Here is a 23,040-nt window from a genome sequence, read left to right on the forward strand (position 1 = left end):
GGAGTGGCCGCCGCCCCCGAGCGAGGGTCCGGGCGACCGGCTGCCGTTCAAGGGGAAGGGCGGCTCCGGCGGCAGCGGCCCCGGTGGCGGCGGTGGCGGAAGGGCCAGCGGCGGCAACCAGGCGGACCGTTCTTCCTACGACAACGCCGGCGGCGGCAAGGGCGACTCGCGCGGCGACTCGGCCGGCTACGAGCGGGTGCCCCCGCAGGACCTGGCCGCCGAGCAGTCGGTGCTGGGCGGCATGCTGCTGTCCAAGGACGCGATCGCCGACGTCGTCGAGGTGCTGAAGCCGGTCGACTACTACCGACCCGCGCACGAGCTGATCCACAGCGCCATCCTCGACCTCTACGCACGCGGCGAACCGGCCGACCCGATCACCGTCGCCAGCGAGCTGGTCAAGCGCGGCGAGATCACCCGCGTCGGCGGCCCCTCCTACCTGCACACCCTGGTCAACTCGGTCCCCACGGCCGCCAACGCCGAGTACTACGCCGAGATCGTCCACGAGCGCGCGGTGCTGCGCCGGCTGGTCGAGGCGGGCACCCGCATCGCGCAGATGGGCTACGCCGCCGAGGGCGACGTCGACGAGATCGTCAACGCCGCCCAGGCCGAGATCTACGCCGTCACCGAGCAGCGCACCAACGAGGACTACGCCCCGCTCGGCGACATCATGGAGGGCGCCCTCGACGAGATCGAGTCCATCGGCTCCCGCAGCGGCCAGATGTCCGGCGTCCCCACCGGCTTCGCCGACCTGGACTCACTCACCAACGGCCTGCACCCGGGCCAGATGATCGTCGTCGCGGCGAGGCCCGCGATGGGAAAGTGTGTCGCATCCACGACAATCCTTGTTGAGGCTGACAGCGGCGAGCGCATTACGGTCGAGGATTTCGTACGGCGAGGGCAGGCCGGTGAGCGGCTGACCGTGCACACCCTTCGGGATGACTGGAAGTTGGCCCCGATCAGGCCGTCCGACTTCATCCCGAACGGTCGCCGGGCGACCTTCAAACTGACGACCCAGCTCGGCCGGTCCATCGCGGCCACGGCGAACCATCCCTTCCGCTCACTGCGCGGTTGGGTTCCCCTGGAGGAACTGCGTCCAGGGGATCGGATCGCGGTGCCTCGGTCCCTGCCGTGTCTGCCTTCGGTCGAGTTGCCCAGTTCGCTGGTGGCGCTGACGGGCTACCTTCTGGGAGACGGCTCCCTGACGAGCGCCACACCGCAGTTGACCGCCTACTCCGAAGCGATCCGCGCGGATGCCGCGCGATGGGCGAAGGACTCCCTGCTTCGGGTACATCAGGCTGTGCCCAAGGGATGCCGTGACGCAGACTGCTCCCTCCTCGGTGTCGACGAGCACGAGCACCCCTCCCGGCTGGGCTTCTCCGCCGCGACGCTGGGGCAGAATCCGCTGACGGCCCGGCTGTCGGAATGGGGCCTGATGGGGGCGAGCAGCCACACCAAGTTCGTTCCCGAGGTCTTCTTCCGGCTCCCTGAGCACCAGATCGCGCTCTTTCTGTCCCGCCTCTACGCCACTGACGGCTGGGCCTCGGTGTCCAGGCCGGGCAACCAGCCGCAGATCGGCTACTGCTCCGTCAGCAAGCAGCTGGCCGACGATGTCGCCCACCTCCTTCTCCGCCTCGGCATCGTGGCCAAGGTGGTCCGCCGTACCGTCGCCTACCAGGGCGAGCGGCGGGTTGCGTTCCAGGTCCTCATCCATGACATCGACCAGATCCGCACGTTCGCGGCGCGGGTCGGCATCTTCTCGAAGGAGCGTCAGGTCGCAGAAGTTCTGGCGGCCTGCGGCGAGCGTGTGGGGCAGCCCAATCTGGACCTGATCCCCGCCGAGGTCTGGGACCTGATCAAGGCCGAGAAGGGTGACCGCAGCTGGGCCGAGATCAGCGCCCGCACAGGGCGGTCCCGGACGCACAACTGGCATGTCGGACAGCAGGTCAGTCGCCACCGGCTGCTGGAGCTTGCGAAGGCGCTGGACTCCCAGATGCTGGCGGACATCGCCACCTCCGATGTCCAGTGGGACCGGGTCGAATCCGTGCTCCCGGACGGAGAAGCCGAGGTCTACGACCTCACTGTGGACGGTACGCACAACTTCGTCGCCAACGACATCGTCGTTCACAACTCCACGCTGGCCCTGGACTTCGCCCGATCCTGTTCGGTGAAGCACAAGATTCCGAGCGTTTTCTTCTCCCTGGAAATGGGGCGCAACGAGATCGCCATGCGTCTGCTCTCGGCGGAGGCCCGGGTCGCGCTGCACCACATGCGGTCCGGGAACATGACCGACGAGGACTGGACCCGACTGGCGCGGCGGATGCCGGAGTTGAACGATTCTCCGCTCTACATCGACGACTCCCCCAATCTGTCGATGATGGAGATCCGGGCCAAGTGCCGCCGCCTCAAGCAGCGCAACGACCTGCGGCTGGTGGTGATCGACTACCTCCAGCTGATGCAGAACGGCGGCTCGCGACGGCCCGAGAGCCGGCAGCAGGAGGTCTCCGAGATGTCGCGAAACCTCAAGCTGCTCGCCAAGGAGCTGGAACTCCCGGTCATCGCGCTGTCGCAGCTGAACCGTGGTCCTGAACAGCGGACGGACAAGAGGCCGATGGTCTCCGACCTCCGTGAGTCGGGATGCGTGACGGCGGGGACGCGGTTGCTGCGGGCCGACACCGGTGCGGAGGTGACGATCGGCGAGCTGATGGAGTCCGGGGCGCGAGACGTCCCGGTGTGGTCGGTGGACGAGCGGATGAAGCTGGTCAGCCGGACGCTCACGCATGCCTTCCCGAGTGGGACGAAGGAAGTGTTCCGGGTGCGGCTCGCATCGGGCAGGGAGGTGGAGGCGACGGCGAACCACCCGTTCCTCACGTATGACGGCTGGAAGCCGCTCGGCGACCTGCTGATGGGCGACCGAGTGGCGGTCCCCCGGAGGATCGGAACCCCGGAGAACACCACCGCATGGCCTGAGGCCGAGGTGGTCATGCTGGCGCACCTGATCGGCGACGGATGCATGGCTCCCCGCCAGCCCATCCACTACACCAGCAACGACGAGGCCAACCTGGACGCGGTGGAGCTGGCAGCGGCGCACTTCGGCGTCACCCCCCGCCGTGAGGCGCAGGAGAACTGGTGGCACACCTACCTGCCTGCTCCGTACAGCCTCGCCCGCGGACGACGCAATCCCATCGCTGCCTGGTTGGACCGGTTCGGCCTGTACGGGAAGCGGTCGTACGAGAAGTTCCTGCCGGGTGCGGTTTTCGGCCTTCCAGATGACCAGGTGCGGTTGTTCCTGCGTCACCTGTGGGCCACGGACGGCTCGGTGACTGTCTCCAACGCAGGAGCAGTCAGGGTCTACTACGCGACGACGTCAGAGCGGCTGGCACGGGACCTTCAGCAGCTCCTGCTGCGGTGCGAGATCCAGTCGCGGTTGAGAAGGGTCGGAAACACCAAGGGCCGCCCAGGATGGACCGTGGATGTCAGCGGAGTAACCGATCAGCGGCGGTTCCTGCACGACATCGGTGTGCACGGCGCACGCGCGGTGCAGGTCAACAAGGCACTGCACCGCCTGGCGGCGGTTGTCGCCAACACGAATCTCGACACCGTCCCCGTGCAGGTATGGGACCGGGTCAGGGCAGCGATGAAGGAGCGGGTTGTCACCACCCGTGCGTTCCAGGAGCAACTGGGTACGGCCTACTGCGGCTCCACGATCTACCGTGCCGCACCGAGCCGCAGTCGGCTTCACCAGGTGGCGGAGATTCTCCAGGATGCGGAACTCGATCTGCTCGCAACGAGTGACGTGTTGTGGGATTCGATTGTCGAAGTGGAGAGTATCGGCGACCGGCCGGTGTTCGACGCCACGGTGCTCGGAACGCACAACTTCATCGCCAATGGCACGGTCCTGCACAACAGCATTGAGCAGGACGCCGACATGGTCATCCTGTTGCACCGTGAGGACGCCTACGAGAAGGAGTCACCGCGTGCCGGTGAAGCCGACCTGATCGTGGCCAAGCACCGCAACGGGCCCACGGCGACGATCACGGTGGCCTTCCAGGGCCACTACTCCCGCTTCGTGGACATGGCCCAGAGCTGAGCGAGCCGGCTACCAGGGCAGTGGGCCCTCGGCGTCGACGTAGGTGCCGGTGGGGCCGTCCGGGGTGAGGCGGGCCATTCGGACGATGATCTCGGCGCCCTGTTCGACGGTCTGGATGCCGGTGTTGCCGTTGAGGTCGGTCTTGGTGAAGCCGGGCTCCACCGCGTTGATGCGCATGGCGGGGAACGCCTTGGCGTACTGGACGGTGATCATGTTGACGGCCGTCTTGGACGCCGGGTAGGCGATGCCGGGGTAGGCGTAGGTCGGGGTGCCGGCGGTGCTGACCCGGGTGAGCGAGGCCAGGCCGCTGCTGAGGTTGACGATGACGGGGGCGGGCGAACGCTGCAGCAGCGGCAGGAAGGCGTGGGTGACCCGCACCGTGCCGAAGACATTGGTCTCAAAGGTCCGCCGCATCAGCTCGGCGGTGAGGTCCGCGGCGCCGATGACGCCGTTGTCCTGCGCCCGCTCCTCGATGCCGGCGTTGTTCACCAGCACGTCCAGACCGCCCTCGGCCTCGATGGTCTTCGCCGCGGCGGCGACGGAGGCGTCGTCGGTGATGTCGATGACGACCAGGCGCGCGCCCAGTTCCTCGGCGGCCCGGCGGCCGCGCTCCGGGTCCCGGCTGCCGATGTACACGGTGTGGCCCGCGGCGACGAGTTGACGGGCGGCCTCGAAGCCGAGGCCCTTGTTGGCTCCGGTGATCAGTGTTGTAGTCATGCCTCCACGATGCGGTCCGGACCGGCGCCCAGCCAGACGTCCCTGCTTCCTGGGACTGCCAGTACCAGGCACCCGCGCGCCCGGCGGTGCAGAGTGGGGGCATGGCTACCACGGAGTTCGGGCGGACGGTGCGGCGCTGGCGCGACCGGGTCCCGCCGGAGGCGGCCGGGCTGCCGGTCGGCGGCCACCGGCGCGCGGCCGGGCTGCGCCGGGAGGAGCTGGCCCTGCTGGCCGGGATCTCGGTCGACTACGTCACCCGGCTGGAACAGGGCCGGGCGGCCAACCCGTCCGAGCAGGTGATCGAGGCGCTGGGCCGGGCGCTGCGGGTGTCCGGGGACGAGCGCGAGCACCTGTTCCGGGTCGCCGGGCTGGTCGCGCCGGGGCGGGGCACGGTGCCCGGCTACATCACGCCCAGCGTCCAGCGGATGCTGGACCGGCTGACCGGGACGCCGGTCGCGGTCTCCGACGCGGCCTGGACGCTGCTGCTGGCCAACCCGCTGTACACCGCGCTGATGGGCGAGCGGCACGGCAGGGAGCGCAACGGGGCGTGGCGGAACTTCCTGGGGGCGGGCACCAGGGTCCGGCACACGCCGGAGTCCCGGCGGGCGCTGGAGACCGCGGTCGTCTCCGACCTGCGCGCGACGGCGCTCCGCTATCCGGCGGACCTGCGGCTGCGGCGGCTGATCGCGGACCTGCGGGCCGGCAGCGAGCGCTTCGCCGAACTCTGGGACTCCGGTGCGGTGGGGCACCAGGAGGCGTCGCGCAAGACCATCGACCACCCCGAGGTGGGCCCGTTGACGCTGGACTGCGATGTGCTCAGCGTGGCCGGCAGCGATCTGCGGATCATGGTCTACACGGCCGAGCCCGGCACCGAGGACGCCGAACGGCTGGCGCTGCTGGCCGTGGTCGGCACCCAGGCACTGGCGGAGCAGAGCTGACGGAGCGTCGACCGGCGCAGCGTCAGGTGGTGCCGAAGCGGCTGTCGAGTTCTGCGGCGCGGCGGGTCCGGCCGGCGAAGACCGCCTCGCGGCGTTCGGCGGTCTGCCGCAGTGCGTCCTTGCGGTCGCGCTTGGAGAGCCGGTCCAGGTAGAGCCGGCCCTCCAGGTGGTCGGTCTCGTGCTGGAGGCAGCGGGCGAAGTAGCCCCGGCCCTCGATGACCAGCGGGTTGCCGTCCTTGTCGAAGCCCCGGGCGGTGGTGCGCTCGGTCCGGGGGACGACCATGTCGGCGCCGGGCACCGAGAGGCAGCCCTCGGCGTCGTCGATCAGGCGCCGGTGGGTCGGGTCGGGCTGGTCCAGGACCGGGTTGGCGATGTGGCCGACGTGGCGGACGCCGTCCTCGTCCAGGCAGTCGAAGACGAACAGCCGCAGGTCGACGTCGACCTGGTTGGCGGCAAGGCCTGCCCCCTCGGCGACGTGCATGGTGCGGAACATGTCGTCGACCAGGCGGGAGAGTTCGGGGCTGCCGAACTCCGAGCCGGTCACCTCGCGGCAGCGCCGCCCCAGGATCTCCTCGCCGACCTCGGTGATCCGCAGCATCGAGCCGCGCTGCGCCTCGGGCGGCAGCGCGGGGTAGCTGTCGACCGGCTCGCCCTGGACCCGGACCCGGCGGTCCACCGTGCTGCGGGGCGTGTGCCGGCTGTGGATCAGGGGCGTCTCGGACATCGATTCCTCACTCGGGGCGTGGGGACGCTTGTGGACTGCTTTGCAAAGTAGCAGGCTTTGCAAAGTGACCGAGGAAGAAATGCGGAATGACGCCGATGCCGGGGCGGGGACAGCGGCGGGTACCGGAGCGCTGCCGCGCCATGCGGTGCGCGACGGGCTGCTGGACCTGCTCGCCGAGGGGGGCACGCTGACCTCCACCGAGGCGGCCGCGCGGCTGGGGTACAGCTCCGGGCTGTGCTCGTTCCACCTGCGGCAGCTGGCGCGCTACGGGCTGATCGAGGAGGCGCCGCACAGCGGGGGCCGGGCGCGGCCCTGGCGGCTGCGCCGGACGGAGCCCGAGCCGGAGGCACTGCCGGAGGGGCCGCCGGAGCCGCTTCCGGCCGAGGGCTTCGGCGAGCTGGCGCGCGGGCTGGAGGACGAGAGCTACCAGCGCTGGCTGGACCTGCGGGACCGGGCCCCGGAGCAGTGGCGCGGCCGGGACGAGGCGTTCAGCGCCGTCGTCTACCTCACCCCGGAGGAGCTGGGCGGGGTGGCTGAGGCGGTGCGGGAGGTGCTGGCCGGCTACCGGCGGCGCGAACAGCAGCCCGAGTCCCGCCCGGAGCGGGCCCTGCCGGTGGCCCTGATCACCCGGCTGTTCCCGTTGCTGCCCGGTGGACCGGACGGCAACGGGGAGGCCGGTGGCGACGGTCGCTGACCCCGACTGCACCGACTGCACCGACTGCAGTGACTGCACCGACTGCACCGCCTGCGGCGACGCACTGGTGAACCGGGGTCAGGGCCGGATCGGGGTCAGGGCAGCAGCACGATCTTGCCGCGACCGCCGCCCTGCTCGCTGAGCCGCTGGGCGGCGGCCGCGTCCGCCAGCGGGAGGGTGGTGCGGACCGGGGCCGACAGGGTGCCCGCCGCGTGCAGGGAGAGTGCCCGGCTCAGGCCCTCGACGGCGGTTTCGGCGGTGCCGCCGCTGGTGAAGGTGACCCCGAGCGGGCCCGCCTCCTGGGCGGCGGCGATGGTGACCACCCGGTCCGGGCCGCCCACCAGCGCCACCGAGTCGGCCAGGACGCCGTCGCCGCTGGTGTGCAGCACCGCGACCACGGGTTCGCCGGCCGCGGCCGCGCGGACCCGGTCGATGACGCCGTCCCCGTAGAGCACCGGGGTGGCGCCGAGGTCGCGCAGCGCCTGCTGGTCCCGCTCCCCCGCCGTGCCGATCACCCGGACGCCGTCCTCGACCGCGAACTGGACGGCCAGGGTGCCGACCGCACCGGCGGCGCCGTGGATCAGCAGGGTCTCCCCCGGCTTCAGGTTCAGCAGCCGCAGGCCCCGCACGGCGGTGTCGGCGACGACCGGCAGTCCTGCCGCCGTCTCCACCGGGAGGTCGGCCGGTCGGGCGGCCAGGGTGGCGGCGTCGGCGACGGCGTACTCGGCGTAGGCCGCGAGTGCCAGGCCGAGCACCTCGTCGCCGAGCTGCCAGGAGTCGACGCCGGGGCCGAGGGCCACCACCGTTCCGGCCGCCTCCAGGCCGGGTACGTGCGGGAAGGTGACCGGGAAGATCCCTTGCATGAAACCGCGTCGGAGCTTCCAGTCGAGGGCGTTCACGGCCGCGGCGGAGACCCGGAGCAGGACCTGTCCGGGGCCGGGCTGAGGGACGGCGGTGTCGGTGAGCCGCAGTTCGTCGGGCTCGCCGTACGCGGAGAAGGTGACGGCCTTGGCGGTGGTGGGGAGGGTGAGGTCGGACATCGTGATCGCCTTCGTCCTGGAGCGGTGGAGAGTGCGTGCGGGCGGCGGTTCCGCCCTCAGGAAGACACTTCCACGGGACCGCCGCGGCGACGAGCGGAGCGCTTTACCTAGGACCGGGAATCCTGGGCTCGTGACGGAGTTCGGGACGGAGTTCGGGACGGCCCGATGGACTCCGGGCGTCGGTACCGCCCCGACGCGATACTGGTGGCATGTACCAGGAGCGGGCGGCGGTGGCGGTGCCGGGCGCGGTGCTGTGGACGCGCCGCACCGGGCCGGCCGCCGAGCGGTTCCGGGTGCTGCCGGACGGCTGCATGGACCTGATCTGGATGGACGGGGCGCTGGTCGTCGCGGGTCCGGACACGGTGGCGCAGGTGGGGGAGAGCAGGGCCGGGGACAGCATCACCGGCCTGCGCTTCGCGCCGGGGACGGCGGCTTCGGTGCTCGGGGTGCCGGCCTGGGAGCTGCGGGACCTCAGGGTCGCGCTGGACGGCCTGTGGCCGGACCGGATGGTCCGGGAGCTGACCGAGCGGGTGGGGGCCGCAGCGGATCCTGGAGCGGAGCTGGAGGCCGTCGCTGCGGCGCGGCGGTCCGGGGTCGAACCGGATCCGGACCGGGACCGGGTCCGCTCCGGGGTGCTGGACGGCCTGCGGCGCGGGGTGCGGGTGGCCCTGCTTGCGGACGAACTGGGCCTGAGCGAGCGTCAGTTGCGCCGGCGCTGCCTGGAGGTCTTCGGGTACGGGCCCAAGGTGCTGGACCGGGTGCTGCGGTTGGACCGGGCCCTGGCGGCGGCGCGCGGCGGCGCGCCGTTCGCGCTGGTCGCGGCGGACGCGGGCTACGCCGACCAGCCGCACCTGGCCCGGGAGGTGCGGGCGCTGGCCGGCGTGCCGCTGCGGGAACTGCTGGGGAGGCCGGCGGCGGACGGGTGAGCGCGGCAGCCGGCCCGGCGTCGGTCAGGAGGGCAGTGGGGCGAAGAGGTCGGTGGGGTTGCCGTCCGGATCGAGGACGACCGCGTAGCGCTGGCCCCAGAAGGCGTCCCAGGGTTCCCGGTGCGAGCGGTAGCCGGCAGCGGTGAGCTCCGCGTACACCTTGTCGACCTCGGCGGGGTCCTCGCACCGGAAGGCCAGCGCACTGGGGTGACCGCCCTGCGGCGGGGTCCACCCGGGGTCGAGGCTGCGCACGGTCGCGACGGTGTCCCAGGCGACCCGGAACCCGCCGGGCAGGGTGGTCTCCACATGCGGTTCGTCCTCGACCCCGAGCGGGATGTCGAGGCCCAGGCGCCGGTAGAAGGCGAGCGCGGCCGCCATGTCGGCGGTGACGATGCTGATGAGGTCGGGTCGAGGAGTCATGCGTCCACGCTAGGCGCCGGGAACCCCAGCGGTCTTGAACGAATCGGACGGGCCTGGACGGTGCGCCGCGATATGGGTTGGCCTGTCCGTGGAACCCGGGGTTACCGTCGCCGCATGGATTCTCCGGAGAGCTTCGCCGACCTGCTGCCCGCCACCCGACGTGCCCTGCTGCACCGCATCGCGGTGGCCCAGAGCGAGGGGCGGGCGCCGTCGTTGGTCGCGGCGGTGGTGCGCGAGGGGCGGCGGGTGTGGGACGGGGCGCGGAGCTGCGTGGAGGGGCACGAGCCCGATCCCGATGTGCAGTTCAGGATCGGGTCGATCACCAAGTCGTTCACCGCCGTGCTGGTGCTGCGGCTGCGTGACGAGGGCTTGCTGGAGCTGGACGACCGGCTGGTGGAGCACCTGCCGGAGACCGCGTCCGAGGCGGAGTTCGGCACGGCCGGGCGGGCGACGATCGGACAACTGCTGTCGCACAGCGCCGGGTTGACCACGGAGTCGGCCGGGCCGTGGTGGGAGCGGACACCGGGTGCGCTGCGGCCCGGGCTGGTGGACGTGGTGCAGCAGCCGTCGACGCGGCACCCCGCGGGGCGCGAGTTCCACTACTCCAACGTCGGATACGCGCTGCTGGGCGCCTTGGTGGAGCGGCTGCGCGGCGATTCCTGGGGCGCGGTGCTGCGGCGCGAGGTGCTGGAGCCGCTGGGGATGGGGCGGACCACGGTGCTGCCGGAGGCGCCGCACGCCGGCGGCTGGGCGGTGCATCCGTGGGCGGACGTGCTGCTGCCGGAGCCGCTGGAGGACACCGGCCGGATGGCCCCGGCCGGCCAGCTCTGGTCGACGGTGGGGGACCTGTGCCGCTGGGCCGGGTTCCTCGCCGAGGGCGACGGGAAGGTGCTCGATGCCGCGACCCTCGGCGAGATGCGGCAGCCGACCGGCGCGGTCCACGCCGGTGAGGGGTACGGCCTCGGCATGCAGCTGCTGCAGGCGAACGGACTCGCCCACGCGGGCCACACCGGTTCCATGCCAGGGTTCCTGGCGGCGCTGTGGATCGTGCCCGAGCAGCGGCTGGCGGCCGTGGTGCTGACCAACACCACCACCGGGATCGGCGGCGTCGGCACCCTCGCCGCGGACCTGCTGCGGATCACCGTCGAACACGAACCCCGGATCCCCGACCCCTGGCGTCCGCTGCCCTCCGTCGATCCGGAACTGCTCGCGCTCACCGGTCCCTGGTACTGGGGGCCGACCGGCTATGTGCTGCGGTTGCGGGCCGAGCGGGGTCTGGAGCTGACGTCGGTCACCGGCCAGCTGCGCGGCATCCCGCTGCGCGCCGAGGCCGACGGCAGCTGGACCGCGACGGAGGGCTACTGGAACGGCGAGAGCCTGCGGATCGTCCGCGGCCCGGACGGCTCGGTCAGCCATCTGGACCTCGGCACCACGGTGCTCACCCGCGAGCCCTACCCGATCGCCGGGCCGACCCCTGGCGGTGTCGACCCGGCGGGCTGGCGGGGGCTGTGAGGGGCGGGGTCGGCCGGGGCGTCAGGCGCGGGCGTACTGCGGGGTGCTCGGCAGCTCGTGATCCAGGGCGCGGGCGGCGTGCCGGGGCCAGTAGGGATCGCGCAGCAGTTGCCGGCCGAGCAGGACGGCGTCGGCCCGGCCGGAGGCGATGACGGACTCGGCCTGGTGCGGGTCGGTGATCAGGCCGACGGCGGCGACCGGCAGTCCGGTCTGCTCGCGGACGGCGGTGGCGAAGGGGACCTGGTAGCCGGGTGCGACCGGGATGTCGGCGTCCGGGACGTTGCCGCCGGTCGAGGCGTCGAGCAGGTCCACGCCGTGCGCCTGCAGCTCCTTGGCCAGCCGGACGGTGTCCTGGCCGGTCCAGCCGGGGGTGCCGGTGTCCTCCAGCCAGTCGGTGGCGGAGCTGCGGAAGAACAGCGGCAGTTCCTCGGGCCAGACGGCGCGGACGGCGTCGACCACCTCCAGTGCGAAGCGCATCCGGTTCTCCAGCGAGCCGCCGTAGCCGTCGGTGCGGGTGTTGGAGTAGGGCGAGAGGAACTCGTGCACCAGGTAGCCGTGGGCGCCGTGCACCTCGGCGACCTTGAACCCGGCGGCCAGGGCGCGTTCGGCCGCCTCGGCGAACTGCCGGACCACGACCGCGATCTGGTCGGTCGTCAGTTCCGCCGGTGCCGGGTGGGAGTCGAAGGGGAGGGGGCTGGGGCCGAGGGTCTGCCAGCCGCCCCGGTCGGCGGGGACGGCGCTGCCCCGGTCCACCCAGGGGGCGTTGACCGAGGCCTTGCGTCCGGCGTGGGCCAGCTGGATGCCGGGGACGGCGCCGGCCGCCTCGACGAAGGCGGTGATCCGCCGGAAGGCCTGCTGCTGGTGCTCGTTCCAGATGCCCAGGTCGGCGGAGCTGATCCGGCCCTCGGGGCTGACCGCGGTGGCCTCGGTGAGGATCAGCCCGGCGCCGCCGACCGCGCGGGAGGCGAGGTGCTGGAAGTGCCAGTCGTTGGGGGTGGCGGTGTCCGGGCCCTCGGAGGCGGCCGAGTACTGGCACATGGGAGCCATCCAGGCCCGGTTGGGAAGAGTGACTCCGCGCAGGGTCAGCGGCTCGAACAGCTTGCTCATCGGTCGTCGTCCTCGGTTGCTGGTGCTCAACAGTGCCGCGTCCAACGATAGAAAGCGTAGACAATATTTGCAAGTGCATGAATATGCTCACCCGTTCGCACGGGGGAGGCGGCGGGGTCCACCCGATGCGCGCAGGCTGGGGGGACGATCGCCCGCAGCGGAGGAGTAGCGCGATGACGGACAGCGAAGCCGGGGACGCCGGCGCCGGGGCGGCCGGGATCGAGGTGGAGGTCTTCACCGGCCCCGAGTCGGCGTTCTTCAGCACGTCCGCGCTGGTCCACGGTCCGACCGAGGCGCTGCTCGTCGACACCCAGCTGACCCTGAGCGCCGGGCGGGAGCTGGCCGAGTGGGTCGCCGGGCGGACCGGCCGGCTGACGGCGGTGCTGATCAGCCATCCGCATCCGGACCACTACTTCGGCACCGCCGAGGTGCTCCGCCTCTTCCCGGGGACCCCGGTGTACGCGGTGCCCGAGGTGATCGAGGGCATCATCGCCACCGGGCTGGCCAAGGTGGCGCAGTGGCAGCCGGTCTTCGGCGACGACGTCACCTCCTTCCCGGTGGTGCCGGGGCCGCTGCCGGGCCACCGGCTGCGGGTGGACGGGGCCGCGGTGGACGTGCTGGCGCTGGGCCAGGGCGACTGCTCGGCGAGCAGCGTGGTCCATGTGCCGGGCGCCGACGCGCTGATCGCCGGCGACCTGGTCTACAACGGGACGCACCTCTGGACCGCGGAGACGACTCCCGGGCAGCGGGCCGACTGGATGGCCAATCTGGAGGTGCTGCGCGGCCTGGGCACAGCCCGGGTGGTGGCCGGGCACCGGGCCCCGGGGCAGGACGACGACGCGCAACGGGTGCTGGACTTCACCGCGGACTATCTGCGCGCGTTCGACGAGCGCCTGGCGGAGCACCCGCGTGACGCGGCGGCGCTGGTGTCGGCGATGAACGAGACCTACGCCGAGCTGACCCTGCCGGTGCTGCTGGAGCTGAGCGCGGAGGCCAACACCGCGGAGGCCAACACCGCCGAGGCCGACGCCGCCGACGGGGATCCCGCCGAGTAGCCGTGCTGGCCTTGACGTCGGCGTCAAGGTCTACCGTCGTGTGCAGAGGCACGGCGGAAGGCGGGGCAGGGCATGCGGATCGGTGAGCTGGCGCAGCGCGCGGGGACGACGACGCGCACCCTGCGGTACTACGAGTCGCGCGGACTGCTCCCGGCCCGGCGGGCGGTGAACGGCTACCGCGCGTACGGCGAGGAGGACCTGCGGCTGCTGCGGCAGATCCGGCTGCTGCAGGACTTCGGATTCGAGCTGGAGGAGACCCGGCCGTTCGTCGACTGCCTGCGCGCCGGGCATCCGTCCGGGGATTCCTGCCCGGCCTCGCTGGAGGTGTACCGGCGCAAGCTCGCGGAGATCGACGAGTGCCTGGAGCGGTTGCAGGCGGTGCGGGAACAGGTGCAGGGGCAGCTGCTGCGGGCGCAGGTGGAGGCGTCGGCGGAGCACCCGGGCGAACCGTTGTGCGAAGTGAAGCCGAGTGAATGGGTGGAGGGGAACTGAGATGACCACGAGTACCGATGTGGTGAAAGTGACGGACGAGACGTTCGCGTCCGAAGTCCTGGAATCCGAATTTCCGGTTCTGGTGGACTTCACCGCGGACTGGTGCCCGCCGTGCCGGATGCTGGCACCGGTTCTGGCGGATGTCGCGGAGGAGCAGCGGGGCCGGCTGAAGGTGGTCACCCTCGACGTCGACGCCAACCCGGTGACGCAGGCCGCCTACGGGGTGCTCTCGATGCCGACGCTGATCGTCTTCCAGGCGGGTGAGCCGGTGAAGTCACTGGTGGGGGCCCGTCCCAAGCGGCGGCTGCTGCAGGAGCTCGAGGAGTGGTGCGCGGACTGACGGCGGGTCGGCCGGCGCGGGTTCGGACCTGGGCGGCGCCTCGGGGGGCGTGTGGGAACTGCGGACGGTAGCGCGTTTGCGTCCCGCGCGCCCCATTCTTCTCACTATTTATGGGATGAGCTGTTTGCTCATGCCACGCTGCGGTTGGCAGGAGGTCTGCCCGCCGCCGCCGCACGAATCGTCGCTGTCGGACTGCGCTGATACGACGGGAGAAGAAACCGAAAGGTGTCGATCGGAAGCGCTCTCAATCGAAACGGCCTGCCGCGTATTCGGCAGCCGAAGCAGTCGAAGCCGTCGTCCGGACAGTCACAGCCCCCACTGTCCGCCCCTCCCCCGCCGCCGCCCCCTCCGCCGTCCGAGAGCCAGGAGGAGCCGACCGCGGAGGAGGCGATACCCGGGCCGGATCCGGTCGCGCCGCTCGCGCCGCCCACGGGCGTGGTGGACAACCTGCCCGCGCGCCCCACCTACGCCCCGATCATCACCGACGCGCCCGGCCTCAACTGGGTGGGTCCGGGCGACGCCTGGACCCGGGCCTGGGGTGTCACGGCGCAACAGCCCTACACCTCCCCGGTGCTGCCCGCGCCGGTGCTGCCCGCCCCCGCCCTCTCGGCGGCGGGGACGTTCGGCCCGGCCGGCGGGTCCGGGGTCCCGCCGATGCCCTCGACGCCGCCACCGCTGGTCCCCCAGGCAGCCGTGGCGGTGCTCCCGCTGGCCGGACGGGCCCAGGCGGCCGCCGCCCAGGCCGGGCCGACGGCCGCGGACATCGCCCTGGTGCGGCGCAGTCTCGGGGTGCTGGAGTCCGTCGCCGACCGGGCCACCGCGCACTTCTACGCGGTGCTGTTCCTGCGCCACCCGGAACTGCGCGCGCTCTTCCCGGCCGCCATGGACCTGCAGCGGGACCGGCTGTTCCGGGCGCTGCTGGCGGCGGGCCAGGCGGCCGACAACCCGGCCGCGCTGACCGAGTACCTGGACCGGCTGGCCAGGGGGCACCGCAAGTACGGAGTCCTCAACGAGCACTACGGGCCGGTCGGCGAGGCGCTGCTGACAGCGCTGGAACGTTACTGCGGGCGGTACTGGGACCCGGAGACCGAGCTGGCCTGGCGCCGGATCTACCGGGCCGTCTCCGAGGTGATGATGGCCTCGGCCGAGGCCGACGCCCGGGTCGCGCCCGCCTCCTGGCAGGCCGAGGTGGTCGCCGTCGACCGCCGGGCCGGCGAGGTCGCGGTGGTCACCCTGCGCACCGACCAGCGCTACCCGTACCTGGCCGGGCAGTACACCACCCTGGAGGTGCCGCTGTGGCCGCGGGTCTGGCGGCACTACTCGCCGGCCACCGCCCCGCGCGCCGACGGGCTGGTGACGCTGCACGTCAAGGCGGTGCCCGCGGGGTGGGTGAGCAACGCCCTGGTGCACCGGACCAATCCGGGGGACGTGCTCAGGCTCGGGCCCGCGTCCGGCACCATGCACGTGGACCTGGACGGCGACGCGCCGCTGCTGCTGATCGGCGGCGGTACCGGGATCGCCCCGCTGATCGCCATGGTCGAGGCGGTGGCCGAGCACGGCCGGGCCCGCACCGTGGAGGTGTTCTACGGCGCCCGGCGGGAGCAGGAGCTGTACGCCAGGGAGGAGTTGGAGGCACTGGCGCGGCGCCACCCCTGGCTCGCGGTGCGCACCGCGGTGTCCGAGGGGCGGCCGGAGGGGGCGGGCTTCTCCGGATCGCTCCCGGCGGTGGTCGACCGCTACGGGCCGTGGGACGAGTACGAGGCGTTCGTGAGCGGGCCGCCGGCGATGATCCGGCGCACCGTCGCGGTGCTGCGGGAGGAGGGGGTGCAGGGCGCCCGGATCCACCACGACCTGGCGGACCCGGCATGACCCGGCGGACCGGTGCGACCGGCGCCGCTACCGCGGGCCGAGGTCGTCCGCGAGCAGTGCGGTGATGCCCTCGATGTTCGCCGCCAGGTACGCCCGCAGCGACGGCGGCACCACGTTCACCGAGGTCACCCCCTCGCGGGTGAAGGGGAGACGGACCACCTCGTACTCGCCGTTGGGCTCGTCGACCTCGGGGCCGTGGCGCTGCGAGAGGTCGATCGACTCGACCCGGCAGGCGAAGAAATGCTGGACCTTGACCTCGTCGTTCATGACGCCGTCACCCACGCCGCCGACTCCCGGGCCGCCTGCTCCCGCGCCGCTGTCGGTCACGGTGTCGTGCAGGGCGGTGCTCACCGTGTCGACGAAGGCCGGCACCACGTTCCCGGCCTTGCCGCCGAGCTCCTCGGAGAGCTCCCGGTGCAGGGCGTCCACGACGGTGGGGTCGGTGGGTTCCACACAGCCGCCGGGGGTGATCCAGTACGGCGGCCGACCCGGCTTGGTGCGCTTGATCAGGACGAGTTCGGGGCTCTGCAGGTCACCGTCGAGCAGGATCGCGCGAGCGGTTCGCTTGACCACCGGACGTGGCATGGAGTCCTCCGGGTATTGCGGCAGTGCGGCGTTCCGTTCCCAGCAGTGTGCCGCGCGGGGCGGCTGGTGAAACAGGGCGCGCGCGATTACAGCCGCACAACCCGGGGTCGACCCCCTCCGGTCGGCGGGGGCACGAACCAGCCGTTTGGTCGAGGCAGAAGCGGAGGAAAGCGTGCATGATGTGAAGAAGCCGGACCAATGCGGTAGTTGAGCACTGCCATTGCATATGTATGTCCGGGTATGCCGCGAGACAGGGGGGACCCGGAGATGGAGACCGCCGAAAGGCCGAGACTTTCCGGCGTCGCGGAGCGTTTGAGTGTGCGGATGGGGCAGGTGATGGAGCGGTTCTCCCTCACCGTGTGAGATCCGCGCCCCGGCGCGGATCCGGCACGACGACGACACATCCAGGCGCGGGTCCGTGCGACCCCGGGAACGAGAGGTGCTGAGCGATGCACGCAGCGGACGACGAGAGCGCCCGGAGCCAGGACTCGGGGAGTCACTGCACCGGGCGGCTGGTGATGAGCCTCCAGGTCACCAGCGAGCTCGCCTTCGACGTCGACGTCCGCCTGCGCTACGACGCCGCCGACCCCTATGCGGTCGAGCTCACCTTCCACCTGCCCGGCGATCCGCCGGTCCGCTGGGTCTTCGCCCGCGAACTGCTGCTGGACGGGATCAGCCGCAGCACCGGTGAGGGCGACATCGTGGTCGAGCCGGTGCCGGGCCCCGACCCCGACTTCCAGGACGTCAGGATCCGGCTGCGCTCCCCTGCCGGTGAGGCCGTGCTCTACTCGCCGGCGCTGCCGCTGATCGCCTTCCTCGGGCGCACCGACCGGCTGCTGCCGATGGGCGGCGAGCAGACGGTGAGCGACCTGGACGCGGCGCTGGAACTCATCCTCAACGGACACGGGCACTCCCGCCGCGCGGGCTGACCCCGGCGGGAGCGTCCCGGCGGGCGGTCAGTCCTCGTCGCGGAAGACCATGTGCAGGGCCCAGGCCACGATGCTGATGATCAGCGACCCGAGCAGGGCGGCCACGAAGCCGTCCACGTGGAAGTCCAGGCTCAGCTTGCCGGAGGCCCAGGAGGTCAGCCAGAGCATCAGGGCGTTGATCACGAATGTGATCAGCCCCAGCGTGAGGAAGAACAGCGGCAGCGAGAACAGCTTCACGATCGGCTTGATCACGAAATTGACCACGCCGAAGAGCAGCGCCACCAGAATGACGGTGAGCGTCTTGTGCTGCCAGTCGCCCGAGGTGAGGGTGATGCCGGAGACAACCGCCGTCGCGACCCAGATGGCCGCCGCGTTGATCAGAGTCTTGACTACGAAGCGCAACATGGGGTGATCGTCGCAGGAGTCCGGGCCGCGGCGGAAGCCCTGGCGGTCGTGTGTTGCGGGCTGATACCTACCTGGTACGCAGTGCGGACGTGACCGCCCCGACTGGTTGAATACGGCTAACCGACCGCTGGGAGTGGGGAATCCGATGCAGGTATTCCGGATGGACGACCTGGACGCCGAACGCGCCGCCAATCAGGGCGCCTACCTGCGCTTTCTCAATGAGCGCACGATGTCCGTCGGCCTGTACGCGCTGGACCAGGGCGGGCAGGACCCGCAGCAGCCGCACAAGCAGGACGAGGTCTACGTGGTGGTCAGCGGCAGGGCCTACCTCACCGTCGGTGACGAGACCACGACCGTGGGTCGGGGCAGTGTCGCCTATGTGCCCGCGGGCATGCCGCACCGCTTCCACCACATCAGCGAGGACCTGCGGGTGCTCGTCGTCTTCTCGCCCCCGGAGAGCTGAGCCGTGGAACCCGTGCGCTCCGACCGCTTCGACCGATCCGACCGCTTCAGCGACGAGCTGTGGCACTCCGCCGAGTCCACCTACCGGGCGGTCCTGGACCACCCCTTCCTGCTCGGACTCGCCGACGGCACCCTCCCCCGGGCGGCCTTCCGGCACTTCGTGGTCCAGGACTCGCACTATCTGCGCGACTACGCCAGGGCGCTCGCGGTCTGCGCCGCCAAGGCCCCGACCGAGGCGGACGTGCGGGCCTTCGCCGACGACGCGGTCGGCGCGCTCGCGGCCGAGCAGGAGATGCACGCCGCCTTCTTGAAGGACCTGGGTCTGGACGGTCCCGGCGCCCCGGTGGACGACGCCGAGGTGCTGCCGACCACCCGCGCCTACACCAGCTACCTGCTCGCCACCGTCTACGGCGGCTCCTTCGCCGAGGGCCTGGCGGCGGTGCTCCCCTGCTACTGGATCTACGCCAGGGTGGGCGAGGCGCTGCTGCGCACCTCCTCGCCCGACCCGCTGTACGCCCGCTGGATCGAGAGCTACGGCGACGATTCGTTCCAGGCCGTGGTCCGCCGGGTGCTGGAACTGACCGACCGGGTCGGCGCCGAGCTCTCCCCGCTCGAACGGCGGCGCGCCGTCGGGCACTTCGCGACGACCGCGCGCTACGAGTGGATGTTCTGGGACGCCGCCTGGCGCGGTGAGGGCTGGCCGGTCTGAAAGCGACCCCGACCTGCGGACGACTGTCCCGGGGGTCGGCGGTAGGGGGCTTATCCGGGTTCTCTCAGGGGTGCGAAACGTCCACCGGCGCCCGCTGCGGCCTTACGATCGAGTCAACAGGAAGAAGCAGTCGGGCCGGTGGCCCCGAGGCCCCGGGACGACAGACCCCGCGGGGGAGGACGGACAACATGAACGAGATCTGGAAGACGCTCCCTGGCTGGATGCGCAACATCGTGGTTCCGGTGATCGTACTGATCGTGGCGCTGTGGGTGGCTTCCGCGGTGGTGGGCGCGATCTTCGGGGTGATCGGCTTCCTCTTCGGCTGGATCATCAAGGTGCTGTTCGTGGTCGCGCTGGGAGCCGTGGTCGTCATCCTGGTGAAGCGGGCGTCGCGCTGACGCCGACCTGACCTCTGTTCACCAGGGCCCCGCACCGGAATCCGGTACGGGGCCCTGGCGCTGACGGCGGTGGTGCTAGCGGCGGTGGCGGTGCCGGCCGGCCGTGCCCGCCTCGGTCGCAATCGCGGTCGTGGCCATGGCTGCGGCCGTTGTCCGGGCCTGGGCCGGGATCGAGGCCATCGCCGCTGCCGCCGTCGCCGGGCGGCCGTTGTGGCTGGCCACCAGCGCGGCGAGGAAGGTGGTCAGCGGCACCGAGGCGATCAGACCGATGCTGCCGACCAGCGTCCTGACCACCTCCTCGGCGACGATCTCGCTGGTGGCGACGGTCCAGACACCCCGGTTGGCGATGGTGAACAGCAGCATCAGCGGCAGTGCGGCCCCGGCGTAGGCCATCACCAGGGTGTTCACCGTGGAGGCGATGTGGTCGCGGCCGATCCGGATACCGGACCGGTACAGCGCCCGGGCGCCCATGGTCGGGTCGGCCGCGCGCAGCTCCCAGACCGAGGAGGCCTGAGTGACCGTCACATCGTTGAGCACACCCAGGGATCCGATGATGACCCCGGCCAGCAGCAGCCCGGGGAGCTTGATCCCGGTGAAGAGGGAGTGGACCAGGGCCGTCTCGTCCGAGGTGTTGCCGGTGAGATGGGTCAGTCCGATGAAGACCTCGCCCAGCACGCCGATCAGGGCCAGCGACACCATCGTCCCGATGACCGCGACGGAGGTGCGCGCGGACAGGCCGTGGCACAGGTAGAGCGCCATCAGCATGATCGCGCCGCCGCCGACGACGGCGACCCGCAGCGGGTCCTCGCCCTTGAGGATGGCCGGCAGCACGAACTGCGAGAGCACGGCGAAGCTGATCCCCAGCGCGACCAGGGCGGCGAGTCCGCGCAGCCGTCCGACCAGGACCACGGCCAGGGCGAAGATCCCGGCCAGGATCGCCATCGGCATCGAGCGGTCGGCGTCGCCGATGGTGTACTGCAGTGCCGCCGGGGCGGTCGGGGAGTAGTCCAGGACCACCTTCTCCCCCGCGCTGTAGACGGCGGTCTGGTCCGGGGTGAGCGTCAGCTGGACGGTCCTGCCGGAGTCCTTGCCGCTGGTGATGGCCACGCTGACCAGCGAGCAGGCGTCCGCGGTCGCGGACGTCGCCGATGCGGTGGACGCGGCTCCCGCGTCGCAGGGCGCCGCCTTGGTCGCGGTGACCCTGCCGCTCACCGTGGGCTGGTCGAACCCCAGCCCGGTGGACGCGTGCGCGGGCAGCCTGCCCGGCCACATCAGCACCATCCCGGCCACCACGGCCACCGCGAAGGGGATCAGCACGGCGGCGATGACCGCCCGCAGCCGGCGGGAGGCGGGGGTGGCCGGACCGTGGTCGTGACTGTGGCCGTGCCCCTGGGAGGAGGGCCCGTTCACCGAGGACCCCTTCACGGAGGGGCTGTGCTCGTGCTCGTGCGGGTGGTCGGCCACGGGAACAGTCCCTTCCGGATGCGCTGCGGCAGTGCACCGTACCGGAAGCAGGTGAGAGCCGGCAGGACGGAGGCCCCCTGGCGCACAGCGAGTCGCGGTCGCTACGGTGAGCGCGTCTAGATTGCAGACGCGGGAGCTCGGAGCACCGGGCTGAGAGGGCGCTGACCGCCGTACGCGGAGTTCGTACGGCAGCTGCTTGCGCCGACCGCAGGAACCTGACCGGGTAATGCCGGCGTAGGGAGAAGTGGGTCTGATGACCAGCACGCACGACGCACAGCAGCATGCTGCCCAGCAGCACGACGCCCAGCAGCATGCCGTCCAGAGCCCGTCCAGCACCGGGACCGGCTACCCCACCCCCGCCTGGACCAAGGCGTACCACCAGGGATCGCGCCCCGACCTGCGCGTTCCCTACCGGGAGGTGCGGCTGGGCAACGGCCGTACCGTCCCGCTGTACGACACCTCGGGGCCGTACACCGACCCGGCGTTCGAGCCCGACGTCCGGCGCGGGCTGCCGCCGCTGCGGGACTGCTGGATCGGCCAGCGCGGCGACACCGAGGACTACCACGGCCGCGAGCCGCGTCCGGAGGACGACGGCCTCAAGCACACCGCGCCGCGTGGCGGCCTGGGTCTGGCCAACCTGGACGCGGTGTTCCCCGGCAGGCCGCGCCGGCCCCGACGGGCCTGCGCGGGCGCGGCGGTGACCCAGCTCGGCTACGCCCGGCGGGGCGAGGTGACCGCCGAGATGGAGTTCGCGGCGCTGCGGGAGGGGATGGACCCGGAACTGGTCCGCGCGGAGATCGCGGCCGGCCGGGCCGTCCTGCCGGCCAACGTCAACCACCCCGAGGTCGAGCCGATGCTGATCGGCAGCCGCTTCCTGGTGAAGATCAACGCCAATATCGGCAACTCGGCCGTCACCTCCTCGATCGAGGAGGAGGTGGAGAAGATGTCCTGGGCCACCCGCTGGGGCGCCGACACCGTCATGGACCTCTCCACCGGGCGCAACATCCACACCACCAGGGAGTGGATCCTGCGCAACTCCCCGGTGCCGATCGGCACGGTGCCGCTCTACCAGGCACTGGAGAAGGTGGACGGCCGGGCCGAGGAGCTGAGTTGGGAGGTCTACCGGGACACCGTCGTCGAGCAGTGCGAGCAGGGCGTCGACTACATGACCGTGCACGCCGGCGTACTGCTGCGCTACGTCCCGCTGACGGCCGGGCGCAGGACCGGGATCGTCTCCCGGGGCGGCTCGATCATGGCGGCCTGGTGCCTGGCGCACCATCAGGAGAACTTCCTCCACACGCACTTCGAGGAGCTCTGCGACATCCTCCGGGCCTACGACGTGACCTTCTCGCTGGGGGACGGGCTGCGCCCGGGCTCGATCTCCGACGCCAACGACGAGGCCCAGTTCGCGGAGCTGACGACCCTCGGCGAGCTGGGACGGATCGCGCGGTCCCGGGACGTCCAGGTGATGATCGAGGGGCCGGGGCACGTCCCGATGCACCGGATCCGGGAGAACATGGACCTGCAGAAGGACCTCTGCGACGAGGCGCCCTTCTACACCCTCGGCCCGCTGACCACGGACGTCGCGCCCGGCTACGACCACATCACCTCGGGCATCGGCGCCGCGATGATCGCCTCCTGGGGCACCGCGATGCTCTGCTACGTCACCCCCAAGGAGCACCTCGGTCTGCCGGACCGCGACGACGTCAAGACCGGCGTGATCACCTACAAGATCGCCGCCCACGCCGCCGACCTCGCCAAGGGCCACCCCGGTGCCCAGGCCTGGGACGACGCCCTCTCCGACGCCCGCTTCGAGTTCCGCTGGGAGGACCAGTTCAACCTGGCCCTGGACCCCGAGACGGCCCGCGCCTTCCACGACGAGACCCTCCCGGCGGAACCCGCCAAGACGGCGCACTTCTGCTCGATGTGCGGTCCGAGGTTCTGCTCGATGAAGATCTCGCACGGCATCAGGGAGAGCTTCGGCGACGGGACGGCGCCCGCCGGTGGCGACGGTGCGGTGGAGGCAGAGGTGGAGCTGGAGGTGGGGATGCGGGCCAAGGCTGAGGAGTTCAGGTCCTCGGGGGGCCGGATCTACCTTCCGCTGGCCGACTGAGGCCGGGACGGACGGGAGCCGCCCCGCACCCACCGCTGCCGGGCGGCTCCCCTC

The 23,040-nt window shown here is 71.7% G+C and carries 22 protein-coding genes; 14 read left to right on the forward strand and 8 right to left on the reverse strand.

Annotated elements, in window-relative coordinates; translation table 11 throughout:
• The first annotated feature begins 241 nt into the window (after window positions 1-241).
• Entirely contained in the window at window positions 242-4,087 is a 3,846-nt protein-coding gene (locus ABUW04_RS13760) for a replicative DNA helicase (RefSeq protein ID WP_380564731.1), read from the forward strand.
• Window positions 4,088-4,096: 9 nt separating this feature from the next.
• Here the strand turns inward: ABUW04_RS13760 and ABUW04_RS13765 are convergent, their stop codons facing one another.
• Window positions 4,097-4,804 (reverse strand): SDR family oxidoreductase, encoded by a 708-nt coding sequence (locus ABUW04_RS13765; protein WP_380564732.1) that lies wholly within the window; start codon window positions 4,802-4,804, stop codon window positions 4,097-4,099.
• Window positions 4,805-4,905: 101 nt separating this feature from the next.
• On the opposite strand from ABUW04_RS13765, the gene ABUW04_RS13770 reads away from it, so the two are divergent.
• Window positions 4,906-5,742 (forward strand): helix-turn-helix transcriptional regulator, encoded by an 837-nt coding sequence (locus ABUW04_RS13770; protein ID WP_380564733.1) that lies wholly within the window; start codon window positions 4,906-4,908, stop codon window positions 5,740-5,742.
• Window positions 5,743-5,764: 22 nt separating this feature from the next.
• Here the strand turns inward: ABUW04_RS13770 and def are convergent, their stop codons facing one another.
• The gene (gene def / locus ABUW04_RS13775) at window positions 5,765-6,466 is read right to left on the reverse strand and encodes a peptide deformylase (protein ID WP_380564734.1); all 702 of its coding nucleotides are present in this window, start codon (window positions 6,464-6,466) and stop codon (window positions 5,765-5,767) included.
• 64 nt (window positions 6,467-6,530) lie between these two features.
• On the opposite strand from def, the gene ABUW04_RS13780 reads away from it, so the two are divergent.
• Window positions 6,531-7,160 carry an ArsR/SmtB family transcription factor gene (locus ABUW04_RS13780; RefSeq protein WP_380564735.1) on the forward strand — a complete coding sequence of 210 codons (630 nt, stop codon included), beginning with the start codon at window positions 6,531-6,533 and terminating at the stop codon, window positions 7,158-7,160.
• Window positions 7,161-7,255: 95 nt separating this feature from the next.
• On the opposite strand, the gene ABUW04_RS13785 is transcribed toward ABUW04_RS13780, so the two are convergent.
• Window positions 7,256-8,200 carry an NADP-dependent oxidoreductase gene (locus tag ABUW04_RS13785; RefSeq protein WP_380564736.1) on the reverse strand — a complete coding sequence of 315 codons (945 nt, stop codon included), beginning with the start codon at window positions 8,198-8,200 and terminating at the stop codon, window positions 7,256-7,258.
• Between the two features lie 209 nt (window positions 8,201-8,409).
• Here ABUW04_RS13785 and ABUW04_RS13790 point away from each other — a divergent pair, with 209 nt between their 5' ends.
• Window positions 8,410-9,126 carry a helix-turn-helix domain-containing protein gene (locus ABUW04_RS13790; protein WP_380564737.1) on the forward strand — a complete coding sequence of 239 codons (717 nt, stop codon included), beginning with the start codon at window positions 8,410-8,412 and terminating at the stop codon, window positions 9,124-9,126.
• A gap of 24 nt (window positions 9,127-9,150) precedes the next feature.
• Here ABUW04_RS13790 and ABUW04_RS13795 read toward each other — a convergent pair whose 3' ends face one another.
• A complete protein-coding gene (locus ABUW04_RS13795; RefSeq protein ID WP_380564738.1) occupies window positions 9,151-9,546 on the reverse strand; it encodes a VOC family protein in 396 nt (131 codons plus the stop codon).
• A 114-nt stretch (window positions 9,547-9,660) separates the two neighbouring features.
• Between ABUW04_RS13795 and ABUW04_RS13800 the strand changes: the two genes are divergently transcribed.
• A complete protein-coding gene (locus ABUW04_RS13800; RefSeq protein WP_380564739.1) occupies window positions 9,661-11,058 on the forward strand; it encodes a serine hydrolase domain-containing protein in 1,398 nt (465 codons plus the stop codon).
• A 21-nt stretch (window positions 11,059-11,079) separates the two neighbouring features.
• Here ABUW04_RS13800 and ABUW04_RS13805 read toward each other — a convergent pair whose 3' ends face one another.
• On the reverse strand, window positions 11,080-12,165 hold the full coding sequence (locus ABUW04_RS13805) for an NADH:flavin oxidoreductase/NADH oxidase (protein ID WP_380564740.1): 1,086 nt from the start codon (window positions 12,163-12,165) through the stop codon (window positions 11,080-11,082).
• Window positions 12,166-12,338: 173 nt separating this feature from the next.
• Here ABUW04_RS13805 and ABUW04_RS13810 point away from each other — a divergent pair, with 173 nt between their 5' ends.
• The 4 genes from ABUW04_RS13810 to ABUW04_RS13825 all read left to right on the forward strand — a co-directional run bounded on the left by ABUW04_RS13810 (window position 12,339) and on the right by ABUW04_RS13825 (window position 15,921).
• Window positions 12,339-13,220 (forward strand): MBL fold metallo-hydrolase, encoded by an 882-nt coding sequence (locus ABUW04_RS13810; protein ID WP_380564741.1) that lies wholly within the window; start codon window positions 12,339-12,341, stop codon window positions 13,218-13,220.
• A gap of 72 nt (window positions 13,221-13,292) precedes the next feature.
• A complete protein-coding gene (locus tag ABUW04_RS13815; protein WP_030254776.1) occupies window positions 13,293-13,712 on the forward strand; it encodes a MerR family transcriptional regulator in 420 nt (139 codons plus the stop codon).
• A 1-nt stretch (window position 13,713) separates the two neighbouring features.
• Complete coding sequence (gene trxA, locus ABUW04_RS13820; protein ID WP_030254779.1) at window positions 13,714-14,052, forward strand: thioredoxin; 339 nt, start codon at window positions 13,714-13,716, stop codon at window positions 14,050-14,052.
• 438 nt (window positions 14,053-14,490) lie between these two features.
• Window positions 14,491-15,921: a globin domain-containing protein gene (locus ABUW04_RS13825; RefSeq protein ID WP_380564742.1), complete on the forward strand. Its 1,431-nt coding sequence runs from the start codon at window positions 14,491-14,493 to the stop codon at window positions 15,919-15,921.
• A gap of 27 nt (window positions 15,922-15,948) precedes the next feature.
• Here ABUW04_RS13825 and ABUW04_RS13830 read toward each other — a convergent pair whose 3' ends face one another.
• Entirely contained in the window at window positions 15,949-16,506 is a 558-nt protein-coding gene (locus tag ABUW04_RS13830; RefSeq protein ID WP_380564743.1) for an NUDIX domain-containing protein, read from the reverse strand.
• A 518-nt stretch (window positions 16,507-17,024) separates the two neighbouring features.
• Here ABUW04_RS13830 and ABUW04_RS13835 point away from each other — a divergent pair.
• Window positions 17,025-17,435: an SsgA family sporulation/cell division regulator gene (locus tag ABUW04_RS13835; protein WP_030254787.1), complete on the forward strand. Its 411-nt coding sequence runs from the start codon at window positions 17,025-17,027 to the stop codon at window positions 17,433-17,435.
• 27 nt (window positions 17,436-17,462) lie between these two features.
• Here ABUW04_RS13835 and ABUW04_RS13840 read toward each other — a convergent pair whose 3' ends face one another.
• Window positions 17,463-17,840 (reverse strand): phage holin family protein, encoded by a 378-nt coding sequence (locus tag ABUW04_RS13840; protein WP_030254789.1) that lies wholly within the window; start codon window positions 17,838-17,840, stop codon window positions 17,463-17,465.
• Window positions 17,841-17,985: 145 nt separating this feature from the next.
• On the opposite strand from ABUW04_RS13840, the gene ABUW04_RS13845 reads away from it, so the two are divergent.
• From ABUW04_RS13845 to ABUW04_RS13855, 3 genes are all read left to right on the forward strand, one after another.
• A complete protein-coding gene (locus ABUW04_RS13845; RefSeq protein WP_030254792.1) occupies window positions 17,986-18,303 on the forward strand; it encodes a cupin domain-containing protein in 318 nt (105 codons plus the stop codon).
• A 3-nt stretch (window positions 18,304-18,306) separates the two neighbouring features.
• A complete protein-coding gene (gene tenA / locus ABUW04_RS13850; protein ID WP_380564744.1) occupies window positions 18,307-19,011 on the forward strand; it encodes a thiaminase II in 705 nt (234 codons plus the stop codon).
• Between the two features lie 188 nt (window positions 19,012-19,199).
• A complete protein-coding gene (locus ABUW04_RS13855) occupies window positions 19,200-19,409 on the forward strand; it encodes a hypothetical protein (RefSeq protein ID WP_037595365.1) in 210 nt (69 codons plus the stop codon).
• A gap of 75 nt (window positions 19,410-19,484) precedes the next feature.
• Here the strand turns inward: ABUW04_RS13855 and ABUW04_RS13860 are convergent, their stop codons facing one another.
• Window positions 19,485-20,873 (reverse strand): YibE/F family protein, encoded by a 1,389-nt coding sequence (locus ABUW04_RS13860; RefSeq protein WP_380564745.1) that lies wholly within the window; start codon window positions 20,871-20,873, stop codon window positions 19,485-19,487.
• A 253-nt stretch (window positions 20,874-21,126) separates the two neighbouring features.
• Between ABUW04_RS13860 and thiC the strand changes: the two genes are divergently transcribed.
• Window positions 21,127-22,986 carry a phosphomethylpyrimidine synthase ThiC gene (thiC, locus tag ABUW04_RS13865; RefSeq protein ID WP_380564746.1) on the forward strand — a complete coding sequence of 620 codons (1,860 nt, stop codon included), beginning with the start codon at window positions 21,127-21,129 and terminating at the stop codon, window positions 22,984-22,986.
• Window positions 22,987-23,040: the final 54 nt, after the last annotated feature.

This window comes from Streptacidiphilus jeojiensis (assembly GCF_042510965.1).
Lineage (GTDB): Bacteria > Actinomycetota > Actinomycetes > Streptomycetales > Streptomycetaceae > Streptacidiphilus > Streptacidiphilus jeojiensis.

What these genes read in the sequence shown, in the direction of transcription:
- ABUW04_RS13760 (WP_380564731.1), top strand. Translation starts at nt 242, where the DNA reads ATGCTGCTGTCCAAGGACGCGATCGCCGACGTCGTCGAGGTGCTGAAG.
- ABUW04_RS13765 (WP_380564732.1), bottom strand. Translation starts at nt 4,804, where the DNA reads ATGACTACAACACTGATCACCGGAGCCAACAAGGGCCTCGGCTTCGAG.
- ABUW04_RS13770 (WP_380564733.1), top strand. Translation starts at nt 4,906, where the DNA reads ATGGCTACCACGGAGTTCGGGCGGACGGTGCGGCGCTGGCGCGACCGG.
- def (WP_380564734.1), bottom strand. Translation starts at nt 6,466, where the DNA reads ATGTCCGAGACGCCCCTGATCCACAGCCGGCACACGCCCCGCAGCACG.
- ABUW04_RS13785 (WP_380564736.1), bottom strand. Translation starts at nt 8,200, where the DNA reads ATGTCCGACCTCACCCTCCCCACCACCGCCAAGGCCGTCACCTTCTCC.
- ABUW04_RS13790 (WP_380564737.1), top strand. Translation starts at nt 8,410, where the DNA reads ATGTACCAGGAGCGGGCGGCGGTGGCGGTGCCGGGCGCGGTGCTGTGG.
- ABUW04_RS13795 (WP_380564738.1), bottom strand. Translation starts at nt 9,546, where the DNA reads ATGACTCCTCGACCCGACCTCATCAGCATCGTCACCGCCGACATGGCG.
- ABUW04_RS13800 (WP_380564739.1), top strand. Translation starts at nt 9,661, where the DNA reads ATGGATTCTCCGGAGAGCTTCGCCGACCTGCTGCCCGCCACCCGACGT.
- ABUW04_RS13805 (WP_380564740.1), bottom strand. Translation starts at nt 12,165, where the DNA reads ATGAGCAAGCTGTTCGAGCCGCTGACCCTGCGCGGAGTCACTCTTCCC.
- ABUW04_RS13810 (WP_380564741.1), top strand. Translation starts at nt 12,339, where the DNA reads ATGACGGACAGCGAAGCCGGGGACGCCGGCGCCGGGGCGGCCGGGATC.
- ABUW04_RS13815 (WP_030254776.1), top strand. Translation starts at nt 13,293, where the DNA reads ATGCGGATCGGTGAGCTGGCGCAGCGCGCGGGGACGACGACGCGCACC.
- trxA (WP_030254779.1), top strand. Translation starts at nt 13,714, where the DNA reads ATGACCACGAGTACCGATGTGGTGAAAGTGACGGACGAGACGTTCGCG.
- ABUW04_RS13830 (WP_380564743.1), bottom strand. Translation starts at nt 16,506, where the DNA reads ATGCCACGTCCGGTGGTCAAGCGAACCGCTCGCGCGATCCTGCTCGAC.
- ABUW04_RS13835 (WP_030254787.1), top strand. Translation starts at nt 17,025, where the DNA reads ATGAGCCTCCAGGTCACCAGCGAGCTCGCCTTCGACGTCGACGTCCGC.
- ABUW04_RS13840 (WP_030254789.1), bottom strand. Translation starts at nt 17,840, where the DNA reads ATGTTGCGCTTCGTAGTCAAGACTCTGATCAACGCGGCGGCCATCTGG.
- ABUW04_RS13845 (WP_030254792.1), top strand. Translation starts at nt 17,986, where the DNA reads ATGCAGGTATTCCGGATGGACGACCTGGACGCCGAACGCGCCGCCAAT.
- ABUW04_RS13855 (WP_037595365.1), top strand. Translation starts at nt 19,200, where the DNA reads ATGAACGAGATCTGGAAGACGCTCCCTGGCTGGATGCGCAACATCGTG.
- thiC (WP_380564746.1), top strand. Translation starts at nt 21,127, where the DNA reads ATGACCAGCACGCACGACGCACAGCAGCATGCTGCCCAGCAGCACGAC.